Origin of the sequence: Streptomyces sp. NPDC002734, assembly GCF_040295685.1 — a bacterium.
In the GTDB taxonomy this organism is placed as follows: domain Bacteria; phylum Actinomycetota; class Actinomycetes; order Streptomycetales; family Streptomycetaceae; genus Streptomyces.
Genome location: NZ_JBEOVU010000002.1, coordinates 98,571 through 120,106, shown reverse-complemented (window position 1 = coordinate 120,106; position 21,536 = coordinate 98,571). Strand labels below are relative to the sequence as shown.

Below are 21,536 nucleotides of genomic sequence, written 5' to 3'. Positions count from 1 at the left end.
CCCCGGCGGCGGCGTCTCGGACAGCCGGGGGAGTCGGAGCGAGCCGTGCCGTGCACCGCCCGGGACGCGGACGGCGTCCCACGCGCTCCGGACGCCCCCGCGCGACTTCACTGACTCGCCCCAAGCACCGCCGCCGCGGGCATCTGGAACGAAAGGCGACACGCGCGTGAAAACTCTCCAGCAGACCACCCTGATACTGGCCACCCTCGCCACCGGTTTGATGGCCGGGCTGTTCGCGGCCTTCGCCTACTCGGTCATGCCAGGTCTGGCGCGCTCCTCCGATCGCACCTTTGTCGAGGCAATGCAGAACATCAACAAGGCGATCCTCAACCCGGTCTTCATGTTCCCCTTCATGGCCGCGATCCCACTGCTCGGTCTTGCCGTCGTGCTGGCCTGGCGCGGCCACGGACGGGCCGCGCTGCCGTGGCTGATCGCCGCGTTGGTGCTCTACCTGCTCGCCTTCGTGGTCACCAGCGGCCTCAACGTCCCCCTCAACGATCAACTCGCCAAGGCCGGCAACCCCGATCGCATGAAGGACCCCGCAGCGGTACGCGAGAACTTCGAGAGCACCTGGGTCGCCTGGAACATCGTCCGCGCTCTGCTCCACACCGCCGCCTTCGGCTGCCTGCTGTGGGCGCTGATCCTCTTCGGCGCACACATGACGCAGGAGTCCGCAGCCACCGCCTCCCCGACCCGACGTCCGCTCACCGCGGAGTACCCCGACAGCAGCATGCACTTCGGCCCTGCACGGGACACGGGTAGCCATATGACGCAGCCAGGGCCGGTGCCGCAGGAACCGCAGGCTCGTCGGACCAAGGGCCCGCGCTGGTAGGCCGTCTGCACGGCAGTGGACGACAGCAGCGTCGCGCACGGCGCGCCGTCACCCTGGGCGGCATCGCCGTGGCGAGAGTCCGGCGTCCGCGGCCGCCGTTGCGGAGCGGTTCCGGGAAAACAGTAGCCATGGCTACAGTAGCCATGTACCTTTTTTTCATGAGCAAGAGTTCCCCGGGGCCCACCCCCGGCTTCCTGGTGTGGCGGCTCGCCAACCGGTGGCGCGTCGCGGTGGACCGCGCGCTGGCGCCGCTGGGACTCACCCACGCGCAGTACACGCTGGTCGCGTCTCTGCACGGGATGCGGCGGGCCGGGGAGCGGCCCAGCCAGCGCCGGCTCGCCGACCACCTCGGCATGGAGGCCCTGTACGTCTCCAAGCTGGCGCGGGCGCTGGAGTCGGCAGGCCTGGTGGAGCGCGCCCGCGACCCACGTGACCCGCGCGCCGTCCAGCTCTCCCTCACCGAGGAGGGGCAGGCCGTCACGCGGCGGGCGGTCGCTGTGGTCCAGGAGTTGCTCGAGCGGTTGCTGGAGCCGCTGGGGGGCCTCGACGCCCCGCGGACCCGCGCGTTCACCGACGAGCTGAGGACTCTGCTCGACGCACCTCTCACTCCACCCGCGCACCACGAGAACAGCGACGAGACCGACGAGGGGACCCCACCATGACCACCACCGCACCCGCCGCCGACGCCCGCGTCCTCGGGCTGGCCCACTACGCCGCCCGCGGCGTCCTGGAGCGGGTCCTGGCCCGGCACGGCCTCACCTTCCAGCAGCAGGTCGTCCTGCGCGCCGCCGTCACCGCGGACAGCCCGCCGACGGCGGACGACCTGGTCGCCCAGGTCCAGGGTTCCCTGAAGGCCGACGAGGCCGATGTCCGCGCCGCCCTCGGTGACCTGGTGACCCGGCGGCTGCTCGTCGCCGACGGCGCGTACCCGCGCCCCACCGACGCGGGGCGTGAACTGCTGGCCGCCACCGCCGCGGAGGTGGCCCCCGTCTCCGCGCGCATCTGGGGAGGGATCCCCGCCGAGGACCTGGCCGCCGCCGGCCGCGTCCTCGCCCTGGTGACCCAGCGGGCCGAGGCCGAGCTCGACACGATGGGCTGACACGGCGGTGTGCCCACGCACGGGATCGCCGACGCGGGACCGCCGTTCGTGGGGCCGCCCGCGCGGGATCACCGACGCGGGAACGCCGGAGGGGGCGGCCGGTTGTCCGGCCGCCCCCTCCTTCATCCCGTTCGGCTACGCTCCCCGCTCGCCGATCAGGAGCTCATGAGGCCGTGCAGGTCGCCGTCGGCGCCGCGGAGGTGCCGTTGCCCTGGAGGCCGAAGGTGGTGGAGCCGCCCGCCGCCACCGCGCCGTTGTGCGAGGCGTTCTTCGCCGTCACGGCGGCGCCGCTCTGGGTCACCGTGGCGTTCCAGGAGTTGGAGACCGTCTGGCCACTGGGCCAGGTCCAGGTCACCGTCCAGCCCTTGAGGGCGGCGGCGCCCGGGTTGGTCACCGTGACGGTGGCCTGGAAACCGGTGTTCCAGCTGCTGTCGACGCGCAGGGCCGCGGTGCAGCCGCCGTCGCCGCTTCCGCCCGAGGCCGCCGTGCGGGCGGTGACCGAGGCAGAGGCGGACGAGGTGTTGCCCGCGGCGTCCTTGGCCCGCACCGAGTAGCTGTAGTCGGTGGAAGCGGTCAGACCGGTGTCGGTGAACGTCGTGCCGGACGCGGAACCGACCTTGGTGGCACCGCGGTAGACGTCGTAGCCGGTCACCGCCGTGTCGTCGGTGGACGCCGTCCAGGAGAGCGAGACGCCGGAGGCGGTCGTCCCGGTGACCTTGAGACCGGTCGGCGCGGTAGGGGCCTGGGTGTCGCCGCCCCCGCTGCTGCCGCCGCCGGTGAAGCCGGGGGACTTGATGCTCGTGAGGTAGCCGTCCTTGGTGGTGTCGACCGAGGTCCAGTCGTCCTTCAGGATGCCGCCGGTGTCGCCCGAGTCGGGATTCCAGGACCAGTACGTCCACGAGAAGCTGTCGGCGCCGTACTGCGCGGTGGGGCGCAGGTAGTCGGCCAGCGTCTTCAGCCAGGTCCGGTCGGTGGCCGCGGTCAGGGTGCTGCCGAACTCGCCGACCCACACCGGGGCGATGTTCTCCTTGAAGAGGTAGCCCCAGTTCTTGTCCCAGATGCCCGCCATGTTGGCGGGGAAGGCCGGGTCGCTGAACCAGGGCTGGTTCGCCACGCTCGTCGCGTACTCGTGGGCCGAGTAGACGACGCGGTGGGGGGTGCTCAGCTCCACCGGGTATTTCCGCACACCCTGCAGGTTGCCGCCCCACCAGGTGGTGCCGCCCTCGAAGGACTGCACGCCCTCGACGAAGATCAGCATGTCCGGGTTGGCCGCGAGGACGGCGTTGCCGCCCTTCTGGGCTGCCAGGCGCCAGTCGGTGGCGGCGTCGCCGCAGCCCCAGCAGGCCGGGTCGTGGGGCTCGTTGTGCAGGTCGATGCCGACCACGGTGGGGTTGTTCGCGTAGCGCGCGGCGATCGACTTGAGGTCGGCGATCCACGTGGACTCGGGGACGGCGCTGGTGTACCAGAGCGCCGACTGGCCCGCGGAGTCCGGCCGGTGGCGGTCGAGGATGATCTTCAGGCCGACGGTGCCGGCGTAGTCGACGATCTTGTCCATCACCTGGAGGGAGTTGAGTCCCTGCAGGTCGGTGTTCATGTTGTAGTACGTGATCCCGCTCGGCGTCGCGCCGGACTTGAACACGTCGTCGCTGTACGGCAGCCGGATGGTGTTGTACCCCAGCTGCTTCATCTGGTCGATCATGCTCTTGTAGTCACGGGCCCACAGGCCGTGCGGCACGAGGTTGGACGTCTCGAAGCCGAACCAGTTGACGCCCGCGACGCGCACCGGCTGGCCGGCCGCGTCCAGGATCTGCCGTCCGCTGGTGTGCCAGTAGCCGGCTCCGGCCGCCGGGGCGGCCTGCGCGGTGCCCGCGGCGGTGAGCGGCGCCGCGAACAGCGCCACGGCGAGGGCGGTGACGAGCGCGGCCCGTCGCCCGGTGCGGTGCGCGCGTCCGGCCCGGGTCGCCCGGAGGGCCCGTCCCGCGCGGCCTAAGAGTCCGATCATCGTGTGTGCGCTCCTTGTCGAGAGCCGGGTTGGCGGGTGGACGCGGGGGACGCCACTCTGCATGGGAGCGCTCCCGTCGATGCCGCCCATACAGAAGCGGACGTGTTCATGTCGCGTCAAGAGATCTGACGCGGATGCAAGTTGTGAAGGCGGTAAGGCGCGTCGGCCGGTGAGCGGGCCGCCGGTGGTTCAGGGGGTGACGGCGGGGCGGCCAACCGCACAGATGGTGTGCTGCTCGCGTCCGCCGCCCGGTTCAGTTCTTCGCGGGGTCCGGCGGGCGCCGACGCCTCCCGGGCGACGGTCCGCGCGGGAGCGGAATGTCCTTGCGCGAAGCGCGGTTCGGAGTACTAGCGTGGACGGCGGCGAGCGCCCGCCGGGCGCCGACGAGGCTGAGGGGGCCGCATGAGCGACGCAGGCGACAGCAACGCGATCGAGGCGATCAGGATACCCGGCTGGGCTCCGAAGGCCCCCTCGTGGGGGTGCAGGGCTTCGGCGCGATGGGCATCAGCTTCGCCTACGGGCAGACGGACGACGCGGCGGCCAGGGATACCCTGGAGGCCGCCGTCGAGGCGGGCGTCACCCTGATCGACACCGCCGACATGTACGGGGACGGCCGGAACGAGGAGTTCCTCGCCCCGTTCCTCGCCGCGCACCGCGACGAGGTCACCATCGCCACCAAGTACGCCAACGTGGTGCTGCCCGACGGCGGCCGTGCCGTCCGCAACGACCCCGCGTACATCCGGCAGGCCGTCGAGGGCAGTCTGCGGCGGCTGGACGTCGACGTCATCGACCTGTACTACATGCACCGCCGGGACCCGGCCGTGCCGTTCGCCGAGTCGGTCGGGGCCATGGGCGACCTGGTGCGCGAGGGCAAGGTCAAGTACCTCGGGCTCAGCGAGGTCACCGGCGACGAACTGCGCGAGGCGCACGCCGTGCACCCGATCACCGCGCTGCAGTCGGAGTGGTCCGTCTTCAGCCGCAGCGTGGAGCGCAGCGCGGTGGGCGCCGCCGCCGAGCTCGGCGTGGGCATCGTGCCCTACTCCCCGCTCGGCCGGGGCTTCCTCACGGGGGCGTTCACCGACGCGGGCAAGGAGCTCCCCGACGACGACTTCCGCCGCTCCCAGCCCCGCTTCACGGGGGACAACGCCAGGGCGAACGCCGCGCTGCTGGCGCCGCTGCAGAAGATCGCCGCCGACCGCGGGGCCACCATGGCGCAGATCGCCCTGGCCTGGGTGCAGCAGCGCGCCGAGGTGCACGGCCTGTCCGTGGTGCCCATCCCGGGAACCCGGAAGCGCGCCCGCCTCCTGGAGAACGCGGCCGCCACCCGCATCACCCTGACCGAGGGCGAACTGGCCCTCCTGGAGCCGATCGCCGCCCAGGTCACGGGCGACCGCTACGCGAACATGGCCTCCACGGCCGACGCCCGCGAGGCCTGAGGCGCCCCTGACGCCCGACCGGCCCGGTGTGCCGACTTCGGCCCAGCGGGCCGGCCGGGCGTCAGAAAGAGCCGCCACTCCGGCGGCCGGGACCAGGGTGTCGTCTCCCTGCCGGAGACGACACCGCAGGACCACGACACCGTCTCGCCCCGGGGCAAACGGGCGCCCGGCCGAGCACCGTGTTCCGTGGTGCTCACCGCACCCGGATGTGACCCCGCGTCACTCACCGCACCCGGATGTGACCCCGCGTCAGCCGCTCGGGCAGCCCGACCGCGGGCAGATCACAACTGGAACTCGGCGGGAGACAAACCCAGCGCCGTGCAGGCTTCCCGGATGATCATGTGCTCGGCCTGGGAGAAGTCGCCGTCGGCCCCGGCGACGACGATGCCGGTCTGGATCACCGCCCTCGCCTCGGTCGGCTTCTTGGCGGTCCTGGCGATGTCCTGCAGCGCCTCGGCCTTGCCCTGCTGGAAGTCGCGCGTCAGCTGGTCCACGTGCTTGTTGAAGCGCTGGCGCAACTGCTCCGGCGGGAAATTCTGCAGCACCTCGTTGCCGAGGATCATCGACTCGACGTGCTGTCGCTCCGACGGGTCCACATGGCCGTCCGCCGCCGCGACCAGGGCGCACATCGCCATGCTCGCGTCCCGGTAGGCGCCGCTCTTCAGCTCGGTCTTGAGGGAGGCGAGCTGCGTCTTCAACGCACTCACCAGCTGAGCACGTGGGCCACCGCCGGACCCCGCGCCGCGAGGCGGTCCGTGGGTCGTCCCGTGGGCCGTCCCGTGAGGCGCGCCGCCCCCGCGCTGGGCCTGCTGCAGGTTCTTCGCCTGGTCCTTGAGTCGGTCCCACATGGCCATCGACGTCACCTCGGTGTTCCTCTGTGTCATCGGTCGCGATTCCGCTCGCGCGTTCATCCGGTCAACGGCTGCCTCCGGGTAAAGGTTCCCTAAAGCGTCCTGGCCCCGGCACCCGGTCGACCCGAACCTCTTCCCGCCGCAGCGGGTCGGCACGGGCGTGCCGGCGTAAAGGGTGACGTGTTCTGTCAGGTAAGGCGTGAACGATGGATGACATGCAGACCGAGAACAGGAACACCACCACCCGCGACACCGAGAACGTCCCGCAGGCCGGCCCGGCCGGTCCGCTCGCCGGGCGGATCGCGCTCGTGGCGGGCGCCACCCGCGGGGCGGGACGGGCCCTGGCCGTGGAGCTGGGCCGGGCCGGTGCGACCGTGTACGTGACCGGCCGTACCACCCGGGCCCGGGTCAGCGAGGTCGGCCGGACCACCGAGACCATCGAGGAGACCGCCGAGATGGTCACCGCCGCGGGCGGCGTCGGTATCGCGGTCCCCACCGACCATCTCGACGAAGGCCAGGTACGTGCCCTTGTCGAGCGGATCGACCGGGAGCACGGGCGCCTCGACATCCTCGTCAACGACCTGTGGGGCGGCGAGCACCTCCTGGCCACCTCGGTGTTCGGCAGGAAGAGCTGGGAGACACCGCTCGCCGACGGCCTGCGGATCCTGGAACTCGGCGCGCGCTCGCACGTGATCACTGCGGCGTTGCTGCTTCCACTGCTGATCCGCTCCGACGCGCCGCTGCACGTCGAGGTCACCGACGGCACCGCGCACTCCAACCGCCGCTACCGGGAGAACATGTACTACGACCTGGCGAAGAACGCTCCGATCCGCCTCGCGTTCGGGCTGGGGCAGGAACTGGCCGAATACGGGGGTACGGCGGTCGCGGTCTCGCCGGGCTTCCTGCGCTCGGAACAGATGCTGTCCCACTTCGGTGTGAGTGAGGAGAACTGGCGTGACGCGATCGCCCAGGAACCGGCGTTCGCGATCGCGGAGTCCCCGCACTACCTGGCCCGGACGGTCGTGGCACTGGCCACCGACCCGGACCGTGGGCAGCGGTGGAACGGCAGGTCCACGTCCAGCGGGGAGCTCGCCAAGGCCTACGGGGTGACGGACGTGGACGGCAGCCGGCCGGACGCCTGGGCGTACTTCGAGGACGTCACCTACGGCGGCAAGGAGCGATCCGCCGAGGACTACCGCTGACGTCGCGCCTCCTGGGGTTCCGCCTGCTCCGGTTCCGCCTCCAGGGGATCGGACCGGTAGAGGGCGGTCAGCGCTGAGGCGTGCTCACGGAAGCGGGCGCGCAGGCCGGCCGGGGCCAGCACCTCGACGTCCGCCCCGAGCCGCACCAGCTGGTCGAAGGCGACGTCCTCCGACTCCGCCGGCAGGTCGAGGGTGACCAGGCCGGCGGGGTCAGGGGTGCTCGCGGAGGCGAGCGCGTCGGCGACGGCGGCCCCGTCCACGACGGCGGGCAGCCGCCGCAGCCCCTGGCCGGTCAGCCGGATCGTGACGGTGGTGCGCAGCAGGGCGCGGGCGAAGGCCGCCGAGCGGGCCTCCCAGTGCGCGGCCAGCTCGAAGGCCGGGTCGCGCACGAAAGGCTCCTGAGCTCCGGGAGCCGGGCCCAGAGCGGTGATCCGGTCGACGCGATAGGTACGCCAGCCACCGTCACGGGTCTCCCGCTCGCCCAGGACGCGGGCCACGGCGTACCAGGTGCCGGCCTTCAGCACGAGCCCGTACGGCTCCACCACCCGCGCCGCCACGGAGGACGGTGCGCCGTTCCGGCCCGGTCGCGCGTAGGACAGTTCGACGGGCCGGTCCGCCCACACCGCGCGGGCGAGCTCCGGCAGCAGTTCCGGGGTGGAGGGTTCGTGGAACCAGGCCGGCGCGTCGAGGTGGAAGCGGCGCACCGAGGACTCGGCGGCCTGGCGTACCGACGGAAGCAGCGTCGCGGTCAGCTTGAGCCTGGCGACCTCCGCCGCGTCCGACAGCCCCAGATCCCGCAACGCCGAGGGAAGACCGGACAGGAAGAGCGTCTCCGCCTCGCTCGGACGGAGCGTGGTGAGCCGGGTCCGGTATCCGGCGGCGAGGAAGTAGCCGCCCACCCGGCCCCGCTCCGACCGGACGGGGACGCCGGCCTCCTGCAACGCCTGGGCGTCGCGGATCACCGTCCGCTCGGAGATCTCCAGCTCACGGGCGAGAGCGGCCGCGGTCAGGCCGGGGTTCGACTGGATCAGCAGAGCCATACGGATCAGGCGGGCGGCACGCATCCACCAAGGATGACCGACCGGAGGAAGGCACGGCATCTCCCGCCGGCCGAGGGACCGGACGGTCAGCGCAGCAGGAGCAGCGCGAGGACCGCCACGGCGACGACCACCGCCCCGCCCACCGCGAACCTGAACCGTCCCTCCTCGGACAGGCGCCCCACGACCCGCACGTCACCGTCGGGGGAGAGGAACGCGTAGAACTCGCGGTGGCCCACGCCCCGCAGTTGTGCCCGCACCACCTTCAGCCGCCGCACGACGACGTGCCGTCCCCGCTCGTCCGGCCGTCGGCCCAGGTGCCGCTCCAGGAAGTCGCGGTGCTCGGGGGAGAGGTCGTCGGGCAGCGGCGCGTCGTCGTCCAGGACGTCCTCCCGCCAGCCCGCCCCGTCCAGCTCGGCGGCGATCCGGCGGGGCCGCGGGGTGGGAGGGGACGGTTCCTCGGTCTCGGGATCCCAGGCGATCCGTCCCGCCGTCCAGGTCGTCACGTTCCCGTTCCCCTCGCAGGCCGTGCACCCGACGGTGCCCCTGTGGCCGCACGGCTTGCAGGGGATGCGCCCCTTGGTGTCGCAGTCCTTGCACCTGACTTTTCCCCAGCCCCGGCAGCCCGGGCAGGCGGCGGCGGGCGTGTGGCAGCCCTCGCAGGTCACCCGCTGCTCGACCGTGCCCGTCCGGCCGGGCCGCAGCCGCCCGGTCGGGGCGTCGGCCAGGCCGCCGTGCTTGAGGTGCTGGGTGCACGCGGAGACGCCCTGGCACATCGGGCACACCTGGGCCGGGTCGCAGGAGCGGTACCTCTTGCCGTCACAGTCGGGGCAGGTCCGGCGGCCGTTGCCGCAGCCGCACGCCCCCCGGTGCACGGTGCCCCGCCTGACCAGGTCGAGCGGCCGGTGGAGCGGCGTCTCGTGCGGGCCGAGTTTGTGGTCCGCCAGCACGTCGTAGGTCGGCCGTGAGGCCAGGTCCACGGCCCCCGGCAGGTGCCGCGTCGTCTCGGTGCGGCGTTCCGTGCGGCGGGTGACGGTGAGCTCGACGAGGTGCGAGGGGGACAGGTCGAAGTCGGTCGGCGCCGGGGCCGGCCGCCTGCCGCGGCCGGAGCGCGCCACGTGCGCGCACAGCCGCGCGCGCACCTCGTCGTCGGTCGGATCGTTCAGTGCCAAGGCGGCGCTCACTCTCCCCGGTCTAACCGGTCGAACCGGTCCCGCGCGGTCGCAGGCGCGGGCCGTGCCGAGCGGCACCAGTGTGGCGGGCGCGTGGACGCGGCGGAAGGGCGCGTGGGAGCTCAAGGACCAGGAGGCGGCCCGGCGGGACCGACCAGCCCGGTCTCGTAGGCGAGGACGAGAGGCGCTGGGCATGACGCCCCGGCAGACGGTCACCACGGTCGTCGCGTCCGTCCTCGTGACGGGACTGGCCGGCGGGACCGTCGGCGTGCCGCTGGGGCTCGCCCTGCACGGGGCGGTCGTGCCCGCCATGGGCCACGGCGCGGGCCTGCGTCTGCCCGCCTCCGTCCTCGACGTGTACGCCGCGCCGGAGTTGACCGCGCTGGGGACGGCCGGGCTGGTCATCGCCGTCCTCGGCGCGCTGCTGCCGGCGGGCTGGGACGCCCGTACGCGGACGGCGGTCGCCCTCCGCGCGGAATAGGGCGACGCCCTCAGGGGCGGCGTTCGGCCACGTACGCGGTGAACGCCGTCCACCGGGCCCGGGGGAAGGCCAGCACCGGCCCCTCGCGCCGCTTCGAGTCCCGCACCCGCACGGCCCGCGCGTCCACGGAGACCTCCACGCAGTCACCGCCGTTCGTTCCGCTGTAGCTGCTCTTCAGCCACACGGGGCGATCGGGTTGCCGGGTGTGCTGTTCGACGCTCATAGCTCCCCTGCCAAGCGTTCGACGAGACGGCCGGACTCCTCCAGGTCGAGGGCCTGGGACCGCAGCATTCCATAGCGCAGCCAGAACTCGCTGACCTCGTCGCGATGGGAGCGGATGTTCACGATGCCTTGCGCCTCGATGCAAACGAACTGCCGCCGCTCGACGGTTTCCAGCAGGACCATCTGGCCGTTGACCCCACTGTGGGCGGCCCGGCGGGTCGGCATCACCTGGATCTCCACGTTCCGCAGGCGGGCGCACTCCTGGAGCTGGGCCAGCTGCCGACGCATCACGGCTGTGCCGCCCACCAGCCGGCACAGCGAGCTCTCCTCCAGGATGAAGGCGAACACCACGCGGGGCCTGGTCCGGTGCAGGAGCGTCTGCCGGGCGAGCCGGGCGGAGAGGTGCTGTTCGATGGCCTCGTCCTCGAGCGGCGGGTAGTGGGCCTCGAGCAGCGCGCGAGCGTACTCCTCGGTCTGCAGCAGGCCCGGGACGAGCATCGGGTCGTAGGAGAAGCGGCTGACGGCCTCCGACTCCAACACGGCGAAGTCGCGGAAGAACAACGGCAACTTCGCCCGGTCCACGTCCTCCTGAAGCACCCGCAGCGCCCCCTCCGCGCCGAGGACCCGTTCCGCCGCGTCCGTGAAGGCCCCCTTCGCCGGACGCCGCCCCCGCTCGACCGAGGCGACCTGTTCCAGCGAATACCCGATCGCCTCCGCGAGCCCCTGCTGGGTCAGCCCCGCCCGCTCCCGGTACAGCCGCACCAGCTTCCCGTACGCGCCCCACACCGCGGGGCGTTCGTCGTCCGGTGTACGCGTGCCCATCGCATCCCTGCCCGCCCGGTCGTCGTGCCCCCATGGTCCTCAACGACCCGCGGGCCGGTCGGTTCCGGAGCCCGGCCCGTACAGGACCCGTACCGACCCGGACGGCGCCCGTACAACTCCGGCCGGTACCGCCGCCCGACCTGGCCCGGCCGGTGCGCACGGCGACACGGTGACGCCCATGGAACCGACCCGCACCGCGCACGCGGACCCGCAGTTCACGCTCCGCCTCAGCGCGACCCCGCGCGGCGCGCACCTCGCCCGCCATCTCGCCGCGCAGCAACTCGCGGCCTGGGGCGTCCCGTACGGCAGCGAGGCATCCGACGCCGTCTGTCTCGTCACGGCGGAGCTCGCGGCCAACGCCGTCACGCACGGGCTGGTGCCCGGCCGGGACTTCCGGCTGTCGCTGCTCCGGCTGCCCGGGCGCGTGCGCGTCGAGGTGACCGACGCCCGTCCCGAACGCCCGCCGCAGGCACCCCGGTTGACGCCCCCGACGGCTCCGGGAGGGCGAGGGCTCCTCCTGGTCGCGGCCTGCGCCGACCGGTGGGGCCACGAGGTGCGCGACGTCTGCAGCAAGACGGTGTGGGCCGAGGTGTCGTGCCCGTGACGCGCCCCGGTCAGTCGCCGAACATCCCCCGCAACAGCTCCCGCACGCCCTGGCGCAGGTCGTCCAGGCCGGGCGGATCGGCGTGGTGGGCCCCTGCCGCGCAGGAGAACATCACCCCGTCCGCCCAGGCCACCAGCGACAGCGCGTGGCGGGCCGGATCGGGCGAACCGAGGCCCGCCACAAGGACGGTGGCCATCTCCCGGAACCGCGCGCCGGCCGCGTCGAAGTGGGTGCGCAGCTCCGGCCGGCGGGTCGCCTCCAGCGCCAGTTCGTAGCGCGCGAGCAGCAGGTCGCGGTTGCCGGTCAGGGAACGGTGGACGGCGAGCGCCAAGGCGTCCACCAGCTGGTCCCGGCCGCCGCGGGGGTCGGGCATCTCCTCCACGGCGAGGACCTGCGCCTCCCGCTCGGCCAGCCGCAGCACCGCCAGCTCCAGCAGCGCCAGGCGGGTCCGGGCGACGTTCGAGGTGGAGCCGTGCGGCAGTCCGGCCGCCTCGTCGACCGCCCGGTGGGTCAGCCCGCGCATACCGCGCCCGGCGAGCAGGGCGAGAGCGGTGTCGGCGACGAGGACGGAACGGGACGTCGGTGCGGGCATGCCCCCAACCTATCGCTCGCACTACGGCTGTAGTAATTTCGACTCCGCGGCCACTACAGGCGTAGTGTCCGGCTCCGGTAGGAGGAGAAGCATGTCCGCCGTGCCCTTGCCCCGCCCCTCGTGGTCCTCGCAGGTCGTCGTCGTGGGAGGCGGCATCGGGGGCCTGACGGCGGCCGTCGCGCTGCGGCAGGCCGGGCGGGAGGTCGTCGTCCTGGAGCGCGCTCCCTCCCTGGAGCCGGTCGGCGCGGCCCTCTCCCTGGCCCCCAACGCCCTGCGCGCGCTCGACGTCATCGGGGTGGGGGACGAGGTGCGCGCACTGGCCGCCAGGGTGGGTGAGGGCGGGATGCGCAGCCCGTCCGGGCGGTGGCTGGCGCGGACGGACGCGGCCGGGATCGCCGCACGGTTCGGCGACCCGCTGCTCCTGCTGCCGCGCTCCACGCTGGTCGACGTCCTCACCGCCCGCCTCCCCGAGGGCGCCGTCCGCACCGGCTGCCGGGGCGCCGTCACCGACCCGGGGGGCGCCGACGAGCCCGCCAGGGTCACCACCCCGGACGGAGAGCTGACCGCAGGCCTGGTGGTCGCCGCGGACGGCATCCACTCGCCGGCCCGCGGCGTCCTCTTCCCCGAGCACCCGGGCGTCGTCTACTCCGGCTTCACCACCTGGCGGGTCATGGTCCCGGCGCCCGCCGCGGAGATCGTCTCGCACGAGACCTGGGGGCCCGGGCGGCTGTGGGGCACGCACCGCCTCACGGACGGCAGGATCTACGCGTACGCCGCCGCCACGACCCCGCCGGGCGGGAGGGCCGCCGACGACGAAAGGGCCGAGCTGCTGCGCCTGTTCGGCGACTGGCACGAACCGGTCCCCTCCGTCCTCGCGGCGATCCGGCCGCAGGACGTCCTGCGGCACGACGTCCACCACGTCGCCCCGCCGCTGCCCGCCTACCACCGGGGGAGGGTCGCCCTGGTCGGCGACGCGGCGCACGCGATGCCGCCGACGCTGGGGCAGGGCGGCAACCAGGCGATCGAGGACGCCGTCGTCCTCGCCCACCATGCCGAGGATCTTCCCGCCTACACGGAGGCCCGTCTGTCCCGCACCTCGGCGCTGGTCACCCGATCGGTCCGCATGTCACGGCTCGCCATGACCCGCAACCGGCCTACCGCCGCCCTGCGCAACACGGCGGTCGCCGCCCTCTCTCGTACTGGCCCCGCACTCTTCCCGCGCGCCCTCGACGGCATCGCCGACTGGCGGCCACCGCAGCACACGGCCGGCCGAGCCTGATCGCTTCCCTCGGCACCGAAGCCCGGGGGCAGCGAATGAGGGGTCCCGTGAACGGTGGCGTCGTCACCTCTCCAGAACGGGCAACGCCTGGTCGAGGGGTGGCTGCCGCTCGGCGACGAGGGCCGGAAGTTCGCGCATGTCGTGGAAGACGATGGTGTCGCAGCCTTCGAGGCGTGCGGCCGGGGTCGGGCCGCCGGCGTAACCGAAGGCCCGCATGCCGGCCGCGCGGGCCGCGTCGACGCCGGGCCGGCTGTCCTCGACCACGACGCAGCGTTCAGGATCCACGCCCATCCGCCGGGCGGCGTGCAGGAACAGATCGGGGGCGGGCTTGCCCCGGGGAACCTCGGTGGAGCTGTAGATGCGGCCGGCGAAGCGCTCGTAGAGTCCCGTGCGGCCCAGGGTGTGCCGCATCTTGTCGTGGGAGCCGCTGGAGGCGACGCACGTCGGTACGGTGAGCGCGTCGAGTGCCTCCGGCAGGCCGTCGACGGGGGCGAGGCCGAGGTCGACGGCCTCCCGGTGGAGCTGTTCGAACCTCGCCGACCAGACCGCGGCCGTCTCCGGGCCGAGCCGCGCGGCGACCTGCTCACCGATGGCGGCGTGCGAGCGCCCGATGAACCGGGCCACGACCTCGTCCTCGGTCAGCGGCCAGCCCAGCTCGGTCCCGAGGGCGACCTGGACCCGGACGGCGATGCGCTCGCTGTCGACCAGCACGCCGTCGCAGTCGAAGATGACGAGCTCGATGGGCTTGACCATCCCCGCAGCATAGGCCCGCCGTGCCGCACGCCGCGGCGGCTACGACCGGCTGGGGATGTGCGCCTCGGGCACCGCCTGGGACGGTCCGGACGCCGCGGCGGGGAGCGCGTCGGGGACGGTGGGGGAGAGGGGGAACAGGGCGTCGAGGCCGAGCATGTGCCATATCTGCTGGTAGTGGTCGTTGAAGGCGGCAAGGCGCAACACCCCGGAGTGGGCCTCCGCCGTCCGCGAGAGCGTGATCAGCATGGTGATGCCCGAGGAGTCGAGGTATTCCATCCCGGAGGCGTCCATCACCAGGGTGGTGAGACCGCGCTTGATCAGGTCCTCGCACTGCGCGCCGACGACGGAGGCGTTGTCGTAGTCCACCTGGGGCGGCAGCCGCACGACCGCCGTGTCCTCGCCCTGCGTCCGCACGGTGAGCATGAGGTACCGGGTACTCCCGTCTGTTCCTGGTCGCCCTGTCGCGTCACCGCTGAGGCGTGCTGCTACGTGTTCCCCCCGGCAGGCCTCTACACCTAGCCCCCCCGCCGTGCGTGTGTGCACTACATCACGGCAGTTCGGTGTGGAGACGCACCGTGGTGCCCTCGTCCGGCGAGGAGCGGATCTCCACGAGGTCCGTGAGCTGGTGGACGAGCCACAGCCCGCGGCCGCCGATCTGGCGGGCGTTCGGCCGCAGCCGCCCCGTCAGCGGATTCTCCATGTACCCGGCGTCCCGGAACTCGCACACGAGGCGATCGTCCTCGCTCCACGTGCGCAGCACCCCCTGGCCACCGCCGTGCCGGATGCTGTTGGTCGCCACCTCCGTCGCGGCCAGGTGCAGCTCACGCAGCCGCCGGCCGCTCAGGCCGTGCTCCTCCGCGCAGGCGGTGATCTTTCCGCGCAGGGCGGGCAGATCACCGCTGGTGTAGGCGAACTCCTCGTACGGGTCGCACGGGTGGGTGAGCGGGACGAAGGCGTAGGGAGCCTGCGCGTCGTAGTCCTCGCAGGGCATCGTCCTGCCGTCCCTGCGCATCTCCGGATGGCACCGGGACATGACCTTCAGCCCGCCGTCGTCGTGGGCGACGTCGTAGGGGCACAGCAGCCACCAGGCCGGGCCCTTGGCGAAGGCCTTGTTCAGCAGCCACTCGTGATAGCGCAGCTCCGCGGCCTCGGCGGGGCTGCGGACCTGGTCCCAGGGGGATTCGCCGATCCCGCGGACCGGCCGCCCCTCCTCGACGTGCTTCGCGATCCAGCCCTGCCAGGAGTCGATGAGCCGGCCGGGCCGGTGCGCCACCCGGCTGGTGTCGACGTAGCGGACCGCCTCGTCCTCGCGGATCTCGGCGCGCAGCATGGACGCCTTGTCCTCCGGGACGGCCACCACGACGGCCTCGCCGCCCTCGAGCGCGTCCTCGATGAACCGCAGGGTGCCCTGGACGAATTCGTCCCCTCCCGCGTACGGGTAGAGCTCGTGCCGGTAACCGCCGCCCGGCGTGTTGGTGGTCTGCTGGAGTGAGGCGTTCATGGCGCCATCACCACCGGAATGTCGGGGACCGCGAAGCCGGACAGCTTCCAGGCTAGTCGCACGGTCTCGTTGGCCCCTTCCAGAACCACCTTGCGGTCCGGAAGGTGCCGGGCCGCGTCGGCCAGGGCGCTCATCCCGGCGGCGTCGAAGAACTCCAGGGCGTGACAGAGCAGCCGCACCGTGGCCGCCCGTGCGAGGAGGGTGCACAGGACGGTGCCGAACAGCAGCGCGCCGTCGCTGTCGACGATCCCGTCCACGGCCCATCCCTTCCGGCCCGCCCGATACACCCGGAATGCCGTTGACGCAGGACGCCTGCCCAGATGGTGGGGGTGCACGCACGCGATCTGGTCGAGCGTGGAGGGATCCCAGCCCGCGCCGCTGTAGGCGCAGACCACCATGGCCCCGGTGTCGGCCGCGAACTCCTCCAGCTCCAGCTCGCTGCGCAGCAGCTCGTCCGCCGGTTTGGTGGGGAAGGCGGGCCGGACATGGTGGAGCACCCGCAGCGAGCGGAAGCCCTCGCGGCCGGCGGTGGCCGCCTCGCGGCGCACCGCGGCGAGCAGGGAGACGTCCAGCCGGGCCGGGTCGAGGACGAGCTGGGCGAACTCGCTGCCGCCCTGGAGGTCGGGCCCGACGATCAGCACCTTGTCACCGTGCAGCGCTCCGTCCGCGACGAAGGCCCTGCTGCGGTCGATGACGTCCTCGGTGCGATCCAGCACCTGGCAGACGTGATCGCTCGTGTCGACCTCGTCCAGCGTTGTCAGTGCGCGCGGCGCTCTCACTACTCCTCCCTCGCTTCCTGGCCTCACTCTACTGATAACCGCACGTGCCCACGGCAGGCCCGCCCGGAGTGCCTTGCCTGGTCCCCGGCGCAGGAGGATCGTGGAAGAGGGGCCGACGGCAGCCGGAACACGGCATCGCGCCGTCGCGTGGCGGACCCGCCAGGACCGACACGATCCCGAGCCTTGCCGCACGAACGGCGCACATCCGCACATCGGACAGCGCACAGAGTGGAGAAGGCGATGAAAGGCCCTGTGAGCGGACCCTTCGGAGGACAGCCGGAGCGGGCCGAAGCACGACGGAACGAGCCGACGTACACCGGCCGCTACGTGGTCCTGCTGGACCAGGCCGAGGCGCGGCAGGGTATCGAGGGCCTGCGCTCCGCGGTCGGCGTGCAGAGCGTCGAGACGGTGTCGGGAGCGGACCCCGACGAGGCCAAGGAGGTCCTGGCGGCGTCCGACACCTCGGTGCTCTTCGACAACCTCGGCGTCGCGGTCGTCGACACCGACCCCGACCAGCGGCACGCGCTGGTCACCGCCGCCGAGACCAGCCCCTCGGTCGTCGCGGCCGAGCCCGAGCGGTACGTGTACGCCCTGATGATCACCGAGGCCGAGCGCACGGTGACCCACTCCTACCCGGCCTACCGCAGCGACGACGACCAGATCGCCCGTCAGGCCAGGGCGGAGGTGACCGCCCACCGCGGGCCCACCTGGGACGAGACGAACTGCACCTGGGGCCTCCAGGCGATCCGGGCCAACTTCTCCACCCTGACCGGACGCGACGTCAAGGTCTGCGTCCTGGACACCGGGGTGGACACCGACCACCCGGACCTCGCCGACCGCCTGGAGGAGACCGCCTCCTTCGTCGAGGGCGAGAGCGTCGAGGACGGCAACGGCCACGGCACGCACTGCATCGGCACCGTCGCCGGCCCGGCCGACCCGGCGAACGCGCCCCGCTACGGCGTCGCCGGCGACGCCCGCGTGCTGGCGGGCAAGGTCCTGAGCAACCGCGGCTCGGGGACCGACGGCCAGATCCTCGCCGGGATGTCCTGGGCCGTGGCGCAGGGCGCCAAGGTGATCTCCATGTCGCTCGGCGCGTCCGTCGAGCCCGGTGAGCTCTTCCCGCAGACCTACGAACAGGTCGCCCGGCGGGCCCTGCGCCTGGGCACCGTGATGGTCGCCGCCGCCGGGAACGAGAGCCGGCGCCCCGGAGTGGTCAGGCCGGTCGGACGGCCCGCCAACTGCCCCTCGATCCTCGCCGTCGCCGCGCTGAACAAGGACCTGGCGACCGCGTTCTTCTCCTGCGGAGCGATCAACGGGGAAGGCGGCGAGGTGAACGTCGCCGCACCCGGTGTCGGCATCTTCTCGGCCGCCCCCGACGGCTCCTACCAGTCGCTGATGGGCACCAGCATGGCCACGCCGCACGTCGCCGGAGCCCTGGCGCTGTACGCAGAGGCGGACCCCGCGATGGCGGCGGACGCCCTGCGCGACCGGATGCTGGCCGGCGCCTATCCGCTGCCGCAGCTCGCCGAGGACGTCGGCGCCGGGCTGCTCCAGGTCCCGTGAGCGAGCCGGACCCGCCCAGGACGGTCGGGGTCGTCCTCGTGGTCGACCCCGACCGGTTCCACGAGGTGGTGGAGGCCCTGCGAGGGGCCGGGCTGCGGGTGGCGGCCGAGCAGCCGCTGCTCGGCTCGCTGTCGGGGACCGCCGCGGAGGACCGGCTCCCCGCGCTGGCGGCAGTCGACGGCGTGCTCGCGGTCGACCTCGACCGCACCGTCACCCTGCCCGACCCCGGCTCGCCCCTTCAGTGACCCCGGCACGGCGACGGCGCCCGCCCCCGCTCGGGAGGGGGACGGGCGCCGTCGTGACGTGCGGGCCACAGCGAGGTCAGACCGTGGTCGACGCGGACGAGGCCGCCGGGGCCGCCTCGCCCGTCCGGCCGTCGGCCTCCGGGGCCTCGGCCTCGTCCAGGGCGACGTCCTTGGTCTCCTTGCCGAGGAGCAACGCGACCAGCGTCAGCAGGCCCATGACGGACAGGTAGACGCCCACCAGCCACGGCGAGCCGTCACCGGCCTCCCACAGGGCGACGGCGATGAACGGTGCGACCGCCGCGCCGAGGATCGAGCTCACGTTGTACGAGATGCCGGAGCCGGTGTAGCGCACGCTGGTCGGGAACAGCTCGGGCAGCAGCGCGCCCATCGGGCCGAAGGTCATGCCCATCAGCGCGAAGCCCAGCACCAGCCACAGCACCACGCCGACGGTGCCCAGCCCGACCAGCGGCGCCCACACCAGGCCGAAGACGATGATGCCGGCCGTCACGGCGATCAGCGTGCGACGCCGTCCGTACCTGTCGGCCAGCGGGCCGGAGACCAGCGTGAAGACGGCGAAGAAGAGCACGCCGAAGATCAGCATCAGCACGAAGGTGGTGTAGCCGTACCCGAGACCCGGGACGGCGGCGTCCGTCGGGGTGCGGCCGAAGCTCAGCGAGAAGGTCGTCATCAGGTAGAAGAGGACGTACGTCGCCAGCATGAAGAAGGTGCCGAGCACCAGCTGCTTCCAGTGGCCCCGGAAGACGGTGGCCAGCGGCAGCTTGCGGACCAGGCCGGCCTCACGGGTACGGGTGAACACCGGGGCCTCGACCAGCCGCATCCGCACCCACAGGCCGATCGCGACCATCACCGCGGAGAACAGGAACGGGATCCGCCAGCCCCAGTCGAGGAACGCCTCGGAGGGCTGCGAGGGGTCGGCCCCGGCCGCGGACGGCAGCAGCGCGCCGATGATCAGGAACAGGCCGTTGCCGATGATGAAGCCCAGCGGGGCGCCCAGCTGCGGGAAGGTGCCGAAGAGGGCGCGCTTGCCCTTGGGGGCGTTCTCGGTGGCGATCAGCGCGGCGCCGCTCCACTCACCGCCCAGCGCGAAGCCCTGGGCCAGCCGCATCACCACGAGGAGCGCGGTGGCGACCCAGCCGGCCTGCGCGTACGTGGGCAGCACACCGATCAGGAAGGTCGCGATGCCCATGGTGAGCAGCGAGGCCACCAGGGTCCCCTTGCGGCCGAGCCGGTCGCCGAGGTGACCGAAGACCATCGCGCCGATCGGGCGGGCCACCATCGCCGCACCGAAGACGGCGAAGGAGGAGAGCAGCGCAGTCGTCGGGTCGTCGCTCGGGAAGAAGAGCGCGGGGAACACCAGGACGGCGGCCGTGGCGTAGATGTAGAAGTCGTAGAACTCGATCGTGGTGCCGATGAGGCTGGCCACGAGGACGCGCGAGCGCGGATTGACCGGTGCCGGCGCGGAGCCTGCGGATGCGGGTGCTGGTGTTGCGGACATGTTCGTTCTTTCGCGCGAGGGGGAGGGCCACCGGCGCCGTGTCGGCGGCCCGCACGACGGAACGCGTCGTTCCGGTGGAAGGGCGCGTTCCGCACTGCCCTCAGACCATTTCATGATCGTCTCATAGTCCGGCAAAGGCGTCTCGCTGGGTGAGACGCGCGAGGAGGGGCCGGGAGTGCTCCCGCACCGGCCGCGCCGGGGCCCTTCGGCCGTCACACGGGGGGATGGGAGGATGACTCCGTGACTCTCCCGACCTCCGTGGACGTCCTCGTCGTCGGCGCCGGCCCGGCCGGTTCCTCGGCCGCCGCCTGGCTGGCCCGCGCCGGCAAGGACGTCCTGCTCACCGACGCGGCGACCTTCCCCCGTGACAAGACCTGCGGCGACGGCCTCACCCCGCGGGCCGTCGCCGAGCTGGTCCGGCTCGGACTGGAGGACTGGCTGCGCACCCACACCGTCAACCAGGGCCTGCGCGCGCACGGCTTCGGCCGGACGCTCCACCTGCGCTGGCCCGGCGGCTCGCTGCCCGACTGGGGCTCCGCGGTCCCGCGCACCGAGCTCGACGACCACCTGCGCACCGTGGCCATGAAGAGCGGCGCCGCGGCCCAGGACGGCGTCCGCGCGCTGGACGCCGTGATGGAGGACGGGCGCGTGCGCGGCGTGCGATTCCGCGTCGGCAAGGGCGACGACGCGCCCGTCGAGACGGTGCTCTGCCGCCGCCTGGTCGTCGCCGACGGCGTGCGCTCGCCGCTGGGCAAGGCCCTCGGCCGCGAGTGGCACCGCGACACCGTGTACGGCGTGGCGGGCCGCTCCTACGTCGCCTCCGACCGCTCCGACGACCCGTGGATCAGCAGCCACCTCGAACTGCGCGACGAGAAGGGCGCGGCCCTCGCCGGCTACGGGTGGATCTTCCCCCTCGGCAACGGCGAGGTGAACCTGGGCGCCGGCACCCTCGCCACCGCCAAGCGGCCCGCCGACGTCGCCATCAAGCCGCTGATGCGCCACTACGCCGAACAGTGCCGGGACGACTTCGCCCTGCGCGGCGAACTGCGCGCCCAGACCTCCGCCCTGCTGCCGATGGGCGGCGCGGTCTCCGGCGTCGCCGGGCCCAACTGGGCGCTGATCGGCGACGCGGCCGGCTGCGTCAACCCGCTCAACGGCGAGGGCATCGACTACGGCCTGGAGACGGGCCGGCTGGTCGCCGAGATCCTCCAGGAGCACGACGACCTCGCCACGGTCTGGCCCGAGGTCCTGCGCGGCCACTACGGCGAGGCGTTCTCCGTCGCCCGCCGCCTGGCCGGCCTGGTGACCGTCCCCCGCCTGCTCCCCGCCCTCGGCCCGGTCGGCATGCGCTCCCAGCTCCTGATGACGCTCGCGCTGCGGTGGATGGGCAACCTGGTCACCGACGAGGACCGCGACGCCGCGGGCCGCGTCTGGCGCTGGGCGGGCCGCCGCTCGATCTCCCTCGACCACCGCAAGCCGTTCGCGTAGGGCCGAAGCGGCCGGGGGCGCGGCCTGCCCCCGACCGAAGGCCATGTCGGATTCCTGCCA

Annotated in this window: 23 protein-coding genes; 11 read left to right on the top strand and 12 right to left on the bottom strand. The window is 73.0% G+C overall.

Translation table 11 applies throughout. The features are described 5' to 3' along the window. The first annotated feature begins 166 nt into the window (after positions 1–166). The 3 genes from ABT026_RS02255 to ABT026_RS02245 all read left to right on the top strand — a co-directional run bounded on the left by ABT026_RS02255 (position 167) and on the right by ABT026_RS02245 (position 1,931). The gene (locus tag ABT026_RS02255) at positions 167–832 is read left to right on the top strand and encodes an anthrone oxygenase family protein (RefSeq protein WP_351111236.1); all 666 of its coding nucleotides are present in this window, start codon (positions 167–169) and stop codon (positions 830–832) included. A 158-nt stretch (positions 833–990) separates the two neighbouring features. Further along, positions 991–1,494, top strand: coding sequence for a MarR family winged helix-turn-helix transcriptional regulator (locus tag ABT026_RS02250; RefSeq protein ID WP_351111234.1), 504 nt, complete (start codon positions 991–993; stop codon positions 1,492–1,494). Beyond that, a complete protein-coding gene (locus ABT026_RS02245; protein ID WP_351111232.1) occupies positions 1,491–1,931 on the top strand; it encodes a winged helix DNA-binding protein in 441 nt (146 codons plus the stop codon). The genes ABT026_RS02250 and ABT026_RS02245 overlap by 4 nt, the downstream gene beginning before the upstream one ends. 163 nt (positions 1,932–2,094) lie before the next feature. Here ABT026_RS02245 and ABT026_RS02240 read toward each other — a convergent pair whose 3' ends face one another. Then, positions 2,095–3,933, bottom strand: coding sequence for a cellulase family glycosylhydrolase (locus tag ABT026_RS02240; protein WP_351111230.1), 1,839 nt, complete (start codon positions 3,931–3,933; stop codon positions 2,095–2,097). A 497-nt stretch (positions 3,934–4,430) separates the two neighbouring features. Here ABT026_RS02240 and ABT026_RS02235 point away from each other — a divergent pair, with 497 nt between their 5' ends. Beyond that, positions 4,431–5,369 carry an aldo/keto reductase gene (locus ABT026_RS02235; RefSeq protein WP_351111632.1) on the top strand — a complete coding sequence of 313 codons (939 nt, stop codon included), beginning with the start codon at positions 4,431–4,433 and terminating at the stop codon, positions 5,367–5,369. 281 nt (positions 5,370–5,650) lie between these two features. Here ABT026_RS02235 and ABT026_RS02230 read toward each other — a convergent pair whose 3' ends face one another. Continuing rightward, complete coding sequence (locus ABT026_RS02230) at positions 5,651–6,223, bottom strand: tellurite resistance TerB family protein (RefSeq protein ID WP_351111630.1); 573 nt, start codon at positions 6,221–6,223, stop codon at positions 5,651–5,653. A 212-nt stretch (positions 6,224–6,435) separates the two neighbouring features. Between ABT026_RS02230 and ABT026_RS02225 the strand changes: the two genes are divergently transcribed. Further along, positions 6,436–7,422: an SDR family oxidoreductase gene (locus ABT026_RS02225; protein WP_351111228.1), complete on the top strand. Its 987-nt coding sequence runs from the start codon at positions 6,436–6,438 to the stop codon at positions 7,420–7,422. Here ABT026_RS02225 and ABT026_RS02220 read toward each other — a convergent pair. Beyond that, entirely contained in the window at positions 7,413–8,486 is a 1,074-nt protein-coding gene (locus ABT026_RS02220; protein WP_351111226.1) for a helix-turn-helix transcriptional regulator, read from the bottom strand. The two genes, ABT026_RS02225 and ABT026_RS02220, sit on opposite strands and share 10 nt — an antisense overlap. 62 nt (positions 8,487–8,548) lie before the next feature. After that, positions 8,549–9,631, bottom strand: a complete 1,083-nt coding sequence (locus ABT026_RS02215; RefSeq protein ID WP_351111224.1) for a hypothetical protein — start codon at positions 9,629–9,631, stop codon at positions 8,549–8,551. A gap of 193 nt (positions 9,632–9,824) precedes the next feature. On the opposite strand from ABT026_RS02215, the gene ABT026_RS02210 reads away from it, so the two are divergent. Next, the gene (locus tag ABT026_RS02210) at positions 9,825–10,112 is read left to right on the top strand and encodes an ABC transporter permease family protein (RefSeq protein WP_351111222.1); all 288 of its coding nucleotides are present in this window, start codon (positions 9,825–9,827) and stop codon (positions 10,110–10,112) included. 10 nt (positions 10,113–10,122) lie between these two features. On the opposite strand, the gene ABT026_RS02205 is transcribed toward ABT026_RS02210, so the two are convergent. Beyond that, positions 10,123–10,335, bottom strand: a complete 213-nt coding sequence (locus tag ABT026_RS02205) for a DUF397 domain-containing protein (RefSeq protein WP_351111220.1) — start codon at positions 10,333–10,335, stop codon at positions 10,123–10,125. Continuing rightward, a complete protein-coding gene (locus ABT026_RS02200) occupies positions 10,332–11,156 on the bottom strand; it encodes a helix-turn-helix domain-containing protein (protein WP_351111218.1) in 825 nt (274 codons plus the stop codon). Before ABT026_RS02200 ends, ABT026_RS02205 begins: the two co-directional genes overlap by 4 nt. 178 nt (positions 11,157–11,334) lie before the next feature. On the opposite strand from ABT026_RS02200, the gene ABT026_RS02195 reads away from it, so the two are divergent. Then, positions 11,335–11,760 (top strand): ATP-binding protein, encoded by a 426-nt coding sequence (locus tag ABT026_RS02195; RefSeq protein WP_351111216.1) that lies wholly within the window; start codon positions 11,335–11,337, stop codon positions 11,758–11,760. Positions 11,761–11,770: 10 nt separating this feature from the next. On the opposite strand, the gene ABT026_RS02190 is transcribed toward ABT026_RS02195, so the two are convergent. Next, positions 11,771–12,352, bottom strand: a complete 582-nt coding sequence (locus ABT026_RS02190; RefSeq protein ID WP_351111214.1) for a TetR/AcrR family transcriptional regulator — start codon at positions 12,350–12,352, stop codon at positions 11,771–11,773. Positions 12,353–12,443: 91 nt separating this feature from the next. On the opposite strand from ABT026_RS02190, the gene ABT026_RS02185 reads away from it, so the two are divergent. Further along, positions 12,444–13,631: an FAD-dependent monooxygenase gene (locus ABT026_RS02185; RefSeq protein WP_351111212.1), complete on the top strand. Its 1,188-nt coding sequence runs from the start codon at positions 12,444–12,446 to the stop codon at positions 13,629–13,631. Positions 13,632–13,694: 63 nt separating this feature from the next. Here ABT026_RS02185 and ABT026_RS02180 read toward each other — a convergent pair whose 3' ends face one another. The 4 genes from ABT026_RS02180 to ABT026_RS02165 all read right to left on the bottom strand — a co-directional run bounded on the left by ABT026_RS02180 (position 13,695) and on the right by ABT026_RS02165 (position 16,664). Beyond that, positions 13,695–14,384, bottom strand: coding sequence for an HAD family hydrolase (locus ABT026_RS02180; protein WP_351111211.1), 690 nt, complete (start codon positions 14,382–14,384; stop codon positions 13,695–13,697). 39 nt (positions 14,385–14,423) lie between these two features. Further along, positions 14,424–14,807, bottom strand: a complete 384-nt coding sequence (locus ABT026_RS02175; RefSeq protein WP_351111209.1) for an STAS domain-containing protein — start codon at positions 14,805–14,807, stop codon at positions 14,424–14,426. A gap of 124 nt (positions 14,808–14,931) precedes the next feature. Next, positions 14,932–15,885, bottom strand: coding sequence for an anti-sigma factor RsbA family regulatory protein (locus tag ABT026_RS02170; RefSeq protein WP_351111207.1), 954 nt, complete (start codon positions 15,883–15,885; stop codon positions 14,932–14,934). Next, a complete protein-coding gene (locus ABT026_RS02165; protein ID WP_351111205.1) occupies positions 15,882–16,664 on the bottom strand; it encodes an MEDS domain-containing protein in 783 nt (260 codons plus the stop codon). The genes ABT026_RS02170 and ABT026_RS02165 overlap by 4 nt, the downstream gene beginning before the upstream one ends. Before the next feature lie 252 nt (positions 16,665–16,916). Between ABT026_RS02165 and ABT026_RS02160 the strand changes: the two genes are divergently transcribed. Then, on the top strand, positions 16,917–18,227 hold the full coding sequence (locus ABT026_RS02160) for a S8 family peptidase (RefSeq protein WP_351111203.1): 1,311 nt from the start codon (positions 16,917–16,919) through the stop codon (positions 18,225–18,227). Further along, the gene (locus ABT026_RS02155; protein WP_351111201.1) at positions 18,224–18,472 is read left to right on the top strand and encodes a hypothetical protein; all 249 of its coding nucleotides are present in this window, start codon (positions 18,224–18,226) and stop codon (positions 18,470–18,472) included. Before ABT026_RS02160 ends, ABT026_RS02155 begins: the two co-directional genes overlap by 4 nt. A 76-nt stretch (positions 18,473–18,548) precedes the next feature. Here ABT026_RS02155 and ABT026_RS02150 read toward each other — a convergent pair whose 3' ends face one another. Then, positions 18,549–19,988, bottom strand: coding sequence for an MFS transporter (locus ABT026_RS02150; protein ID WP_351111199.1), 1,440 nt, complete (start codon positions 19,986–19,988; stop codon positions 18,549–18,551). Between the two features lie 240 nt (positions 19,989–20,228). Between ABT026_RS02150 and ABT026_RS02145 the strand changes: the two genes are divergently transcribed. Beyond that, positions 20,229–21,476, top strand: a complete 1,248-nt coding sequence (locus ABT026_RS02145) for a geranylgeranyl reductase family protein (protein ID WP_351111197.1) — start codon at positions 20,229–20,231, stop codon at positions 21,474–21,476. Positions 21,477–21,536 lie beyond the last annotated feature (60 nt).